The sequence below is a fragment of the uncultured Psychroserpens sp. genome (assembly GCF_947494225.1).
Classification (GTDB): Bacteria; Bacteroidota; Bacteroidia; order Flavobacteriales; family Flavobacteriaceae; genus Psychroserpens.
Window position 1 is genome coordinate 134,861 of the sequence record NZ_CANLUG010000001.1, and the last position, 13,279, is coordinate 148,139.

Genomic DNA, 13,279 nt, shown 5'->3' on the forward strand with positions numbered 1-13,279 from the left:
TTACTAAAAATAGATACCTTTTTGGTATATTTATAAACCATATTTAACTCAAATTTTAGTTTATGAAATTTTCGTGTCTTTTTAATTTGAAATCTGCTGTTATTCTTAGTCTATTTTTAAACTTTTCAATAGTCTCATTTTCTCAAACGGAAGACAAACCTAATGACTTTTGGGAACATGTTCGATTTGGAGGTGGTTTAGGTTTAAGTTTTGGTGATGGTTTTTTTAGTGGTACTATTGCGCCTAGTGCAATCTACCAGTTCAACCCAGATTTTGCGTTAGGTCTAGGTCTTAATGGCACATATAACAGTCTAAAAAACACTTACAACTCAACCATCTTTGGGGCTAGCGTTATTAGCTTATACAATCCAATTCCTGAAATTCAACTATCGGGAGAATTTGAAGAACTTAATGTCAATCGAACATTTGACGACAATGCGTTTGAAGATCAAAATTATTGGTATCCAGCCTTATTTTTAGGGGTAGGTTATCGCTCTAATAATATTACACTGGGTATTAGATATGACGTACTTTATGACAGGGACAAAAGCATTTATGCAGATCCTTGGGCACCCTTTGTGCGCGTTTTCTTTTAAGAAAACTTATGACGATACCACACTTTTTGCCACTCACGCTGTAGCACCAAAAAAGTAACCTGCTCAGATAACTTTAAAGTATCACTGCCATCCAACCGCTTTATTTTTTCTTCGGAAACATCTACGATATACAAGAGGTTTAGATAATCGGCAAATTTCTGCTGAATGAGTTTGTAAATCGTATCGTGTAGCATATATTTTAAACTTGAAGGCAAAATAGTTTCTTCAAAATCAAGATCAATATTTGCCAGCAAAAAATCTTTATTAACTTGCTGTATCAGTTTAGAATAGAGACTTAGATCATTAGCTTCGCTAACCAAGTTCTCAAAAGTATTAGGCAATTGCATTATACGTTTCTATTCATTAGGTCATTTCCAAAGGCTCTAAGTTTATCTTTATTCTCTTCGGAAATTTTAATAGTATCTAAAACCGAGAACGCCTTTTTAGTATAATTCTCTATCTCATTTTTTGTGGCTTCTGCAGAGCCACTTGACACAAATAGTTGTTTTATCGTTGCAATTTTTTCACTTGGATCTGATGGATTAACACTATATAAATGTTCTAATTGTAACTGATCTTCACCATTTGAAAACTCTAAAGCCTTTAAATACAAGTATGTTTTCTTATTTTCAATAATATCACCTCCAACCTGCTTACCAAAGGTTTCTGGGTTTCCAAAAGCATCTAAGTAATCATCTTGTAACTGAAAAGCAATCCCCAAATTTCTTCCAAAGTCATAAATAGAGTCCTGACATTCATGAGATGCTTCTGCTACAATAGCTCCCATTTTCATTCCCGCACCAACTAAAACTGCTGTTTTATATTCAATCATTTTCAAATACTCTGTAATGGTCACGTCATCGCGCGTTTCGAAATCGACATCATACTGCTGACCCTCACATACCTCGATAGCTGTTTTACTAAATAGTTTTGCCAGCTCTTGAAACACATGAGGCTCATAGTTTTCGAACAATTGATATGCCATAATAAGCATAGCATCACCAGATAGAATCCCTGTATTGATGTCCCATTTCTCATGAACCGTCTCCTGCCCGCGGCGCAACGGCGCATCATCCATTATATCATCATGTACCAATGAGAAATTATGAAACACTTCAATACTTAGTGCGGCATCTAATGCTTTTTTGTAATCGCATTCGAAAATTTCGGCAGTCATCAAGGTCAAAATGGGCCTTAAACGCTTACCCCCAAGTTGCAATATATAATTAATTGGATTGTAAAGTGTTTCAGGTTGTTTTGAGCTTACAAAAGCATCAAGGTGCTTTACAAATACTTCGTGATAGGATTGAATATTTTGCATTGTGCAAAAATAATGTAAATCAATAAACCGAGCACAAGACTTTAACGCAATGTTAAAAAAAGATTAAAACTTAGGAAACTTTTTTTGTTTTTAAAGTTTCCTCACGTATCTTTGCACCTCGTTATGAGAGAAAAAATAATACAAAAATCTACAGAACTCTTTCTTAATCTAGGGTTTAAAAGCGTAACAATGGATGATATAGCCAATGAAATGGGGATATCAAAAAAAACCATTTATGTTCACTTTAGCAATAAAACTAAACTTGTAGAAACCGTTACATTTCATCTTTTTGAGACCATTTGTGATGGCATAGATGACATTTGCGATGCTTCAAACAATCCTATTGAAGAGCTATATGATATAAAAATGTTTGTGATGCATCATTTAAAAAATGAAAAGTCGTCACCTCAATATCAATTAAGAAAATATTATCCTCAAATCTATAGTGCCTTAAAATTCAAACAATTTGAGAAGATGCACGAATCTGTACAAGAAAGTTTGCAGGATGGTGTAAATACAGGGCTTTTTAGAAACACTATCGATGTTGATTTTATTTCTAGAATGTACTTTAATGGAATGACAGGAATTAAAGATCCTGCTATTTTTCCTAATCAAAAATTTTCAATGGAATACTTAATGGAAAGTTATCTTGAATATCACTTAAGAGCTATTGTTACTGATAAAGGATTAACCATATTAAATCAATTTATAACAAAAAATCAATCATAAATAGAATGAAGAACGTTTCACTAACTTTCATACTCTTAAGTTTTTGTTTTGGCTTTGCTCAAAATGACCCTACAACTTTTAGTTTGCAAGAAGCCATAGATTTTGCTTTAGAAAATAATAGGCAAGTTAAAAATGCTCAAAATGATATCGAGGCTGCCAAACAACAAAAATGGGAAACAACAGCAACGGGGTTACCTCAAATTAATGCGAGTGTTGATTATCAGAATTTTTTAAAACAACAAGTATCTTTACTCCCTGCTGCAGCTTTTGATCCTATTGGAGGCATTAGACAACTGGAAGATTATTACGACTTAGATGCGCTTCAAACTCAAGAATTACCAGAAGCTCCTCAAGGTTTTATTCCTGTAACATTTGGTACTAAACAAACAGTTAACGCATCGGCAACTTTAAGTCAGCTTATTTTTGATGGTTCGTACTTAGTTGGATTACAATCTGCAAAAGTGTTTTTAGATATTTCAAAAAATGCTAAAACCAAAACAGATTTAGAAGTACGAAAAGCCGTAATTAATGCTTATGGTAATGTTCTCCTCGCGCAAGAAAGTGTGAGCATCCTTGAGAGCAATATCGCTGTGCTTGAAAAAAACCTTTACGAAACTCAAAAAATCTACGAAAATGGATTGGGAGAAGAAGAAAATGTCGAGCAATTGCAAATTACACTTTCTGGTGTAAGAAGTAATCTTAATAATACCAATAGATTAAAAACTTTAGCTCTACAAATGCTAAATATTACACTCGGATTAGACATTTATAATGGTACATTATTAACAGATACATTAGAAACACTTTCTTCAGATCAACTATCAATAAACCTATTGAGTGCCGACGACAATGTTCAAAACACTATAGACTACATGATTGCAGCTAATGATAAAACCTCAAAAGAACTCCTTGTAAAACTTGAAAAAAGTAAGGCATTACCAAACCTTAGCGGGTTTCTTACTGGGGGCTATAATGGAAATAGCGATTCTTTCACATTTCTAAAAAGTAATCAGCAATGGTTTGGATCAGCATTGGTTGGCGTAAGCCTTAACATTCCAATTTTTAGTTCTGGAAAACGTAGCGCTGCCACCCAACGTGCTAAAATAAATCTCGTAAAAGCTGAAACCGAACTTGAAGAAACCGAGCAGAAAATTAAACTTCAAATCGCATCGGCAAAAAGTAATTACGAATTTGCTATTGAAGATTATGAAAATAAAAAACAAAACCTTGCATTAGCAGAACGTATTGAACGTAAAAATCAAACCAAGTTTTTCGAAGGTATTGGTTCAAGTTTCGAACTACGCCAAGCTCAAACACAATTGTATGCGGCACAACAGGAATTACTTCAAGCCATGCTTGATGTTATTAATTCTAAAGCCGAATTAGAAACTGTACTCAATTCACCAATCAACAATTAAACACCATTTCAAATGAAACATATTATAACTTTATCATTAATCGCTCTTGTTTTAGTTTCCTGCGGAAACGATAATACGCAAAGTGTAGAAGATATTATTGCTTCTAATGACTTAGAGCAAATTCGTAAAAAGAAAACCGAATTAGATGCTGAGCAGCAAGCACTGGCTGAACAATTAAAGCAATTGAGTTCTAAAATTAAAGAGCTAGATCCACAAGAGAAAATTCCTTTAATTACCACATTTCCAGCTAAAGAAAGTGTTTTTGAACATTACGTAGAATTACAAGGAAATGTAGATACGAAGAAAAACTTAGTTATTTATCCTGAGTACTCTGGTGTGATGACTAATGTATTTGTAAAAGAAGGTCAAAATGTATCTAAAGGGCAAACACTAGCAAAAATTGACGATGGTGGGTTAAGTCAGCAAGTTGCTCAATTACAAATTCAGACAGACTTAGCCAAAACAACTTTCGAAAGGCAAAAGCGTCTTTGGGATCAAAACATAGGTAGTGAAATTCAATTTCTTCAGGCAAAGTCCAACTATGAAGCACAGCAAAAGGCTGTTAATCAATTACAGCAACAGGTAGCAAGAACAGTGGTTAAAGCCCCTTTTTCAGGAACTATTGATGACGTTATTACTGAACAAGGTAGTGTTGTTGCTCCTGGACAATCGCAATTATTTAGAATAGTGAATTTAGATAATATGTATATAGAAACTGATGTTCCAGAAAGTTACATTACCAATGTTACTGAAGGCAAAACAGTTGAAGTTGAGTTTCCAGTTCTTGGAATTAGTATGGAAGCAAAAGTACGTCAGGCAGGAAGTTTTATCAATCCTGCTAATCGAACGTTTAAAGTCGAAGTGTCGATTCCAAACAAAGACAAAAACATCAAACCTAATCTTACAGCAAAACTAAAAATTAACGATTACACGAATGAGAAGGCGATATTAATTCCATTGAGCATTATTTCTGAAAATGCCGAAGGACAACAATATGTATATACCATTACCGATAAGTCTGGAAACAAAGCCACTGCCAAACGTGCTATTATTGAAACAGGTAAAACACAAGGTGATTATATAGAGGTACTTTCTGGATTATCCAATTCAGATGAAATTATTCAAGAAGGTGCAAGAAGCGTAAAGGATGGTCAAGAAGTTAAGATTCTTAACCTAGAAACCAATGATTCTACTAACGACTAAAGCTTAGAAACTAATGAGCAAAAAAGACAAAAAGAAGAAAAAAGTAGATAAGGAATTTATACTATCCTCGTGGGCCATTAACAACAAAACCACGATGTATGTTCTAATTACGCTTATCCTAATATTAGGAACAGGTGCTTACTTTAGTATGCCTCGTGAGAATTTCCCAGAGATTAAAGAAACGAAAATTTATATTAGTTCTGTCTATCCAGGAAACACAGCAGAAGACATCGAAAAATTAATTACAGATCCTATTGAAGATCAACTAAAAACGGTGAGTAATGTTGTTGAAATCACCTCAACATCCCAAGAAGATTACTCTATTGTTATCGTTGAATTTGATGAAAATATTTCGGTAGAAGCTGCTAAGCAAAAAGTAAAAGACGAGGTAGATTCAGAAACGGCGAGTGAAGATTGGCCAACCTTTAATGGTGCCAAGGTAGAGCCTAATGTATTTGATTTGAGTATGTCTGAGGAAATTCCAATTCTCAACATTAATATATCTGGAGACTATCCCGTAGATGTTCTTAAATCATTTGGCGAATATCTTGAAGATGAAATTGAAAGTTTGCAAGAAATCAAACAAGTTGATATTAGAGGTGCTCAAGATAAAGAAGTTGAAGTTGCCGTAGACATTTATAAAATGATGGCCGCTCAAGTTAGTTTTAATGATATTATCAATACGATTAGCAATGAGAATATGACCATGTCTGCAGGTAATTTAATTTCAAGCGGACAACGTCGTACGATTAGAATTTTAGGAGAAATTGAAGATCCAAAAGAGCTAGAAGACTTTGTTGTTAAAAGCGAACGAAACAACCCTATTTATCTTAAAGACATTGCTAAAGTTACTTTTAAAGATGAAGATAAAACGACCTACGCCAGAGAATTTGGTGACCCAGTAGTAATGCTTGATGTAAAAAAACGTGCTGGAAAAAACATGGTTGATGCTGCCGAAAAAATTCAAGTGATGGTAGACGATGCTATTACTAGTGTTTTTCCTCCAGACTTAAAAGTGACGATTGCTAATGATCAATCTGAAAAAACAATAGGTCAAGTAGATGATTTGGTAAACAATATCATATTCGGAATCATTCTAGTGGTCACGGTTTTAATGTTCTTTTTAGGGTTTAAGAATGCATTATTTGTTGGGTTCGCCATCCCTATGTCCATGTTCATGTCCTTAATGATTTTAAATCTCATGGGATATACCATGAACACTATGATCTTATTTGGATTAATCATGGGACTAGGAATGTTAGTAGATAATGGAATTGTGGTTGTAGAAAATGTCTATCGTCTAATGGAGAAAGAAGGCATGAGCCGAATAGAAGCTGCCAAAAAAGGTATTGGTGAAATTGCATTCCCAATTATCATCTCTACGTTAACGACGGTTGCCGCTTTTGTACCATTAGGACTTTGGCCTGGTGTTATGGGACAGTTTATGCAATATTTCCCCATAACCCTCTCTGTTGTTTTAGGATCATCATTATTTGTTGCTATTTTCTTTAATTCGGTATTAGTATCAAGGTATATGACCATTGAAGACAAAGAAATGCCTATAAAACAAATTATTAAAGTGTCGTTAATTCTAGCTGTAATAGGCTTATTAATTATTGTGTTTGGAGGTGCTTATCGCGGACTAGGAACTGTTATGGTATTTACTTCAATCATGTTATGGGCTTATCGTTTATTTCTTAGGAAATGGGCAAATAATTTCCAGTCTAGAACACTTCCAAAATGGGAACGTTTTTATGAAAAAATATTACGCGGAGCCTTAGGCAGAAAACGTCCAATTTTTATCACTATCGGAACTGTTGTGCTATTATTCATTGCTTTTGGAAGTTTTGGTGCTTCTGTAGTTAGCCAACGTACTAAGGTGGAGTTCTTTCCAGACAATACACCAAACCAAATTATTGTTTATATAGAATATCCTGAAGGAACAGACATTAAAAAAACCAATGCCATCACCAATGATATTGAACAACGCGTTTACAATATCATCAATGAAGATTCTTATTTGCATGGTGGTTATAATTTCTTAACCGAAAGTGCCGTATCTCAAGTTGGTGAAGGTGCAGGAAATCCACAAACAGATGGAGGATCTGCGGCCGAAATGCCTCATCGCGGTAAGATCACTGCTACTATGCGTGAGTACAAATACAGAGAAGGCGCCGATAGTAATGACCTATTGAAAAAAGTTCAAGATGATTTAGATGGTATATATCCTGGAGTAGCCATTTCAGTAGAGAAAGATGCTGTTGGTCCACCTGCTGGATATCCAATTAATATTGAGTTAGAAGGTAAGGATTATGAAGAACTTATAGCTACTGCCGAAAAAATGAAAGACTTTATCAATACTAAAAATATTCAAGGTATTGAGGAATTAAAAATTGATGTTAATAGATCTAAGCCATCTATGCAGGTTAATGTAGATCGTAAAAAAGCAGGGGAGCTTGGTATTACATCGGGGCAAGTAGGACAGCAACTGCGTAACGCGATTTTTGGAGCTAAGGCAGGGATCTATAAGGAAGATGGTGATGACTACGATATTTATGTGCGCTTTAATGAGGAAAACCGCTATAACAAAAGTGCTATTTTCAATCAGAAAATTACGTTTAGAGACATGGCTTCAGGTCAAATTAAGGAAGTCCCTGTATCTGCTGTAGCAAGCCAAAGTAATTCTTCTGGGTTTAGCGCCATAAAACACAAAGATGTGAAACGCGTCGTGACGGTTTATTCTGCTTTGGCAGCTGGTTATACTGATGCAGGTGCTATTGTAGCCAAAATTCAAAATGAGATGACCTCTTTTGTTGACAAGCCTGATGATGTTAAAATTGATTACACTGGTCAAATAGAAGAGCAGAATAAGCAAATGGCGTTTCTAATGTCGGCCTTTTTTATCGGTCTTGGTCTTATCTTCTTTTTGCTCATATTTCAGTTTAACTCTGTATCGAAACCGGGTATTATTATGCTGGCGATTTTCTTGAGTCTTATAGGTGTATTTGGCGGATTAATTATTACTGGTAAAGCCTTTGTTATTATGATGACCATGATGGGAATCATATCTCTCGCAGGTATTGTTGTAAATAATGGTGTAGTACTATTAGATTATACCCAGTTATTAGTAGATAGAAAAAAGATCAAACGAAAATTAGATGACGATGATTATTTGGCGAAAGACGATTTATTAGATGCTATTGTTAAAGGAGGAAAGGCACGTTTACGTCCAGTGCTATTAACAGCCATTACTACGATTTTAGGATTAATACCACTAGCTACGGGTTTAAATATTAATTTCTTTACACTATTTAGTGAGTTTAACCCTAACATCTATGTTGGTGGTGATAACGTCATATTTTGGGGACCTCTAGCATGGACCGTAATATATGGATTATTTATAGCGACCTTCTTAACACTTATTGTGGTTCCTATTTTATTTTATTTAGTGACAAGATTAAAAATGTGGATGAAAGGCGTAAGCCCTGTAGAAGAAACTGATATTATAGAATCAGAAACATTTAATATGGATAAAAGACTTGAAGGGCAAGTCTAACAATATACATTCGACCTATGTGTCAATGTACAATAAACCTTTTTAGGGAATTAGAAAAGGTTTGATTAATAGCGAAAAAGCCTCAACATAATGTTGAGGCTTTTGATTTAACTACTCTATAATTACCTATTCATTTTCAGCAAATGGTGTAGGGAATGCGTCAATTACATTGTCACCAGGTCTATCCAGTTCAATATAAGTATCATTTAATCTATTTAATCTTCTAAGGTCAATCCATCGATGACCTTCAGCTAGAAGTGAATAACGTCTTTGTCTTAAAACTTCTTCTAATAGTTCATTATCATCGGTTTGACTTCCAGCATAATCACCTAAGCCAGCCGCATTTCTAACTCTATTAATTGCCGCAACAGTTTCACTGTTATTTGTTCCAATATTAGCTTCAGCATAAATCAAAATAAGCTCTTCATTTCTAATGAGATATACAGGGTCCACATTGCTATCATAAACAGCTATTTGATAATCGGCAGAAAGGCCGTCAAACATGGTTCCTCCAGGAAGCTCAATAGATTTTTCTGTAACTCTAGTATCACCAGCTTCTGCATCGGCAATCCACGAATCTAAGACCATAAACTCCTGTCCAGACTGACCAGGAACATGAAACTGCGCATTAAGGATATCATTTCCAGTTAATCCAAAAATGTGAGCAGGACCAAGATATAAATCTCCATTAATGTCAAAAAACGACTCGGCAAGTAACGAAAGTACTAACGAATTGTTGCCTTGATATAATGCTACTCTGGCAGCAACAGCTCTATTAAATTGTCTGTAAGTTGTTGTTGTATTAAAATCTGTAAAGCCTGCACTAATGCTAAAATCAAAATTTCCAGAAGCATTCATTAAATCAGTGTTTGCTTCATTTAATAAACTCATAATTCCTGCCAGTGCTTCTGTATAACCTACAAAAGGTCCTAAATTATCAGGATCAGCAACATCAAGACGAATTCCATTTGTATACTGTCTATTAGCTACCATTAATAACGAATATGCCTTTAATGTTTTTGCATATCCATAATAACTATTCTTAACATCATCTGTAAATCCTGCGGAAGAATTTTCAACAGCTTCAATCAATATATTGGCCGATTTTACTGCTTTATACCACGCTGCATATGCTCTTGTAGTTAAAAACCCATTATTGTCTAATGGTCCTTTTAAAAGCTCTCCTGTATAACGAGGATCTACACCTGTTAAATCATAGTATTCTCTTCCAAGAATACTTACTGTATCATAATGAAACGCTAAATCATTTCTCATTATCGCTTCGAGTCCTGAAGCCAATAGCTGAACATCAGCCTGGCTAGATCCATTTCCAAAACTTTCCACTGTAGGGGCGTTTGGATTTTGTATTTCATCTAAATCACAACCAGCAAAAGAAAAGGCTAGTGCAAAAAAGATCATTTTTATTATTCTATTTTTCATAATATTATTTTTTTAGAAAGTGACATTTAAATGAAAGTTTACAAATTTAGATGTTGGATAAGGTGTAACCTCAACATTATTTCCAAGGACATTGTTTCCAAAATTAGAAACCTCAGGATCATAACTATTATAGTCAAAGATGTTAATGAGGTTTCGTCCAGAAACGCCTACTCTAATTTGACTTGCATACTTAATTAAATCATTTGGTAATGTATAAAACACTCCAATTTCTCTTAATTTTAAATAACCAGCGTCTTCGATTACTGGATCTGGATTAACAAAGGCTTGACTAGCTCTATAATCTCCATTATTTAACTGACCACTAGGATCTAAACCGGTGTCATTGTAATCCCATGTTGTTCCAGCTAAATCATATAATAAGGTTGTTAGATTGATATTGTCACCTCCTTTTTTCCAATGCCATAAAAATGTAAAATCGAAATTTTTATAATTTATTTCATTAAACCATGACATTTGAAAATCTGGCTCTGCATTCCCATAAACGAAGAAACCATCTCCTTCAGGATCTCTGGCTGCAATCTCTTCTGGCGTAAAAGCTGTAGCGTCATAAGTACCTACAATTTGTGTTGCGCTTTTTCCTTCTTGAATTAAGAAGGTTCCTAAAGATGCGGCAAATCCACCTGTAGTAAATGCAGGAACATCAAGACGTGTTACTTCAGACTTATTTTTCCACCATTTTAAACTTGCATTCCAAGTGAAATTTTCTTTTTCCATAACTGTAGCATTTAAACCAAGCTCAATACCTTTATTTTCTAACTCACCACCATTTACCACTTCAGTTGTAAAACCAGAAGATGGTGGAGCTTGTGCTTGAATCAACAGATCGTCAATTTTCTTATTATAGAATGAGATTTCAAAATTTAAACGATTATCTAATAACCCAAAATCAAGACCGTATTCTAATTCTGCTTGGCGTTCTGGGCCAATATTAGGATTCCCTCTCAAATTCCCTGGGCTTAAACCAGATTGACCTCCAATAAATTGTGGATTCATTAATGTAAATCGGTCATTAAAGTTTGAAAATCTTCCAGATTCACCATAGGCTATTCTTGGTTTTAGGTAAGACACTTCATCTATATTCCAGAAATCAAATTTGTGCAGATTCACAGCTAAATTAGCTTTTGGATAATAGTACATTTTATTAGCGTCTCCATTGTTTGTTGACTTATCACCTCTAATACCAATGGTTCCTATAATTTGATCATTATAATTAATTTCCTCTTGAGCGAAGAATCCTGTATCCTTTTGAGGTCGAATTACTTGTTGTGTTGACACATTAGTTGATTGTCCTAAATTAGTTTGAGAACCATTTAATCCCGAAGCAATTGTGATCACAGTATTACGATCGAAGTCTTGGTAAAAACTACCTAACTGTGTTGTAAAACTTAAGCCGTTATCCAAATCAAAATTATGAACCAAGAACGCCGACAAGTTGTAATTTGTATTAATCGTTGTTCCAGAAATTGCCACACCTCCTAAAGATGTTGGTGATGCAAAATAAGATAATGCTCTAGGAAAAATACTGGTTGTTCTCAATGTATATTGGTCAAAACCACCTTCTAACACAAGTTTTAATCTGTGTTGATCTGTTGTCCATAACTTAATGTTCGACTTAGCACTTCCAATAAATCTATTTACTTCCTCTCTATTTGTGGTTAAAGCCACAGTCTCGAGAACATTTGAACCTGCACCACCTTGAGGATAAACACCATTAACTGGCGACAAATCTTCCCATGGATAAGTAAACGCTAACGCATATCCTATTGTTCTGTTGGCATTACCATTATTAAAGAACCCTCTATCGGCTTTCGAATTAATATAATTTGATGTTACATAAATATCTAACCAATCATTAAATCGTTGTCCGACATTAAGACGTACTGAACTTTTTGTATAACCAGTATTGTCAACCAAACCTGGTTCATCTCTATGGGTAGCACCTAAAAAATAATCTGTATTATCTTTAGCTCCAGATGTTGAAAACCTTGTTGTTGAAGATACTCTAGTATGATCAAAAAGTAATGCTTCATAATCTGTAAGCGTTGGGTTACTTGGTCCACCTAATGCAGTAATTTGAGCTTGAGTATAGTCTCTCAATCCTAATAATTGTGTTGGGCTTCTTAAACCTACAACCTGTGAAAATTGTACACTCGGCTTTCCTTGCTTTCCTCGTTTTGTTTTGATGATAACAACACCACCAGCAGCTCGAGACCCATAAATAGCGGCAGCCGAAGCTCCTTTTAAGATTTCAACGCTTTCAATATCTTCTGGATCTATATCAGCAATCCTGTTAGATGCATCATCTTGGTTAGATGATGGGTTACCACCACCAGCAGCCTGACTTACAATATTATTTCCTAACCCAATCGATGAGTTATCTACATAAACACCATCTACAACAAATAGCGGTTGCTGATCTCCAAAGATTGAAGTAACACCTCTAAGTCTCATTGAAATACCACCACCTGGAGCTCCAGAATTTGCTTTAATTTCTGCTCCATTAAATTTACCATAGAGCGCTCCGTCTAAACCGGATTGCACAGTAACACCAGTAAGATCCGCTGCAGAAATTGATGCAACAGCATTGGCAGAATTAGATCTCTTCGTAGACGATGCTAAACCTGTAACAACAATCTCGTTTAAGGCCGTTGCAGATTCTTTAAGAGTAACGTTAACGACTCCCGGTTCGGTTACAACTTCTTCCATAGTTTCAAAACCTAAAGAAGAAATAACAAGTGTAGCTGGAAAACTATCAACGTTAATTGAGAAGTTTCCATCAAAATCTGTAGTTGCACCTGTAGAGGTCCCTTTTATGATGACATTAGCACCAGGCAAAGGTTGATTTGTAGCCCCATCCATTATTTTACCCGTAACATTCTGACTGAAAGTCAGGAGCGGAATAAAAAGAAAAGAAAAAAGAAGCAACTTTAATGATAAAGTGTAGTTCATAATGTTAATTTTTTGAATTAGTCATGTTAAATATCTTAATAAAAAC

At 34.8% G+C, this 13,279-nt stretch carries 9 protein-coding genes; 5 read left to right on the forward strand and 4 right to left on the reverse strand.

Features of this window, described 5'->3' with window-relative positions; genetic code table 11:
• The first annotated feature begins 62 nt into the window (after positions 1 to 62).
• Positions 63 to 596: an alpha-ketoglutarate decarboxylase gene (locus tag Q0893_RS00540; protein WP_299271834.1), complete on the forward strand. Its 534-nt coding sequence runs from the start codon at positions 63 to 65 to the stop codon at positions 594 to 596.
• Here the strand turns inward: Q0893_RS00540 and Q0893_RS00545 are convergent.
• Together Q0893_RS00545 and Q0893_RS00550 are read right to left on the reverse strand one after the other, a co-directional pair.
• A complete protein-coding gene (locus Q0893_RS00545) occupies positions 593 to 943 on the reverse strand; it encodes a hypothetical protein (RefSeq protein WP_298901498.1) in 351 nt (116 codons plus the stop codon). The two genes, Q0893_RS00540 and Q0893_RS00545, sit on opposite strands and share 4 nt — an antisense overlap.
• On the reverse strand, positions 943 to 1,917 hold the full coding sequence (locus Q0893_RS00550) for a polyprenyl synthetase family protein (protein ID WP_299271836.1): 975 nt from the start codon (positions 1,915 to 1,917) through the stop codon (positions 943 to 945). Before Q0893_RS00550 ends, Q0893_RS00545 begins: the two co-directional genes overlap by 1 nt.
• Positions 1,918 to 2,040: 123 nt before the next feature.
• Between Q0893_RS00550 and Q0893_RS00555 the strand changes: the two genes are divergently transcribed.
• The 4 genes from Q0893_RS00555 to Q0893_RS00570 are packed head-to-tail and all read left to right on the forward strand — an operon-like array spanning position 2,041 to position 8,823.
• On the forward strand, positions 2,041 to 2,646 hold the full coding sequence (locus Q0893_RS00555; protein WP_298901496.1) for a TetR/AcrR family transcriptional regulator: 606 nt from the start codon (positions 2,041 to 2,043) through the stop codon (positions 2,644 to 2,646).
• A gap of 5 nt (positions 2,647 to 2,651) precedes the next feature.
• Complete coding sequence (locus Q0893_RS00560; protein ID WP_299271839.1) at positions 2,652 to 4,064, forward strand: TolC family protein; 1,413 nt, start codon at positions 2,652 to 2,654, stop codon at positions 4,062 to 4,064.
• A gap of 12 nt (positions 4,065 to 4,076) precedes the next feature.
• Positions 4,077 to 5,267: an efflux RND transporter periplasmic adaptor subunit gene (locus Q0893_RS00565; protein ID WP_298901494.1), complete on the forward strand. Its 1,191-nt coding sequence runs from the start codon at positions 4,077 to 4,079 to the stop codon at positions 5,265 to 5,267.
• A 13-nt stretch (positions 5,268 to 5,280) separates the two neighbouring features.
• Positions 5,281 to 8,823, forward strand: coding sequence for an efflux RND transporter permease subunit (locus Q0893_RS00570; RefSeq protein WP_299271841.1), 3,543 nt, complete (start codon positions 5,281 to 5,283; stop codon positions 8,821 to 8,823).
• A 126-nt stretch (positions 8,824 to 8,949) separates the two neighbouring features.
• Here the strand turns inward: Q0893_RS00570 and Q0893_RS00575 are convergent, their stop codons facing one another.
• Positions 8,950 to 10,263: a RagB/SusD family nutrient uptake outer membrane protein gene (locus Q0893_RS00575; protein ID WP_299271842.1), complete on the reverse strand. Its 1,314-nt coding sequence runs from the start codon at positions 10,261 to 10,263 to the stop codon at positions 8,950 to 8,952.
• A gap of 12 nt (positions 10,264 to 10,275) precedes the next feature.
• Entirely contained in the window at positions 10,276 to 13,233 is a 2,958-nt protein-coding gene (locus Q0893_RS00580) for a SusC/RagA family TonB-linked outer membrane protein (protein ID WP_298901491.1), read from the reverse strand.
• Positions 13,234 to 13,279 lie beyond the last annotated feature (46 nt).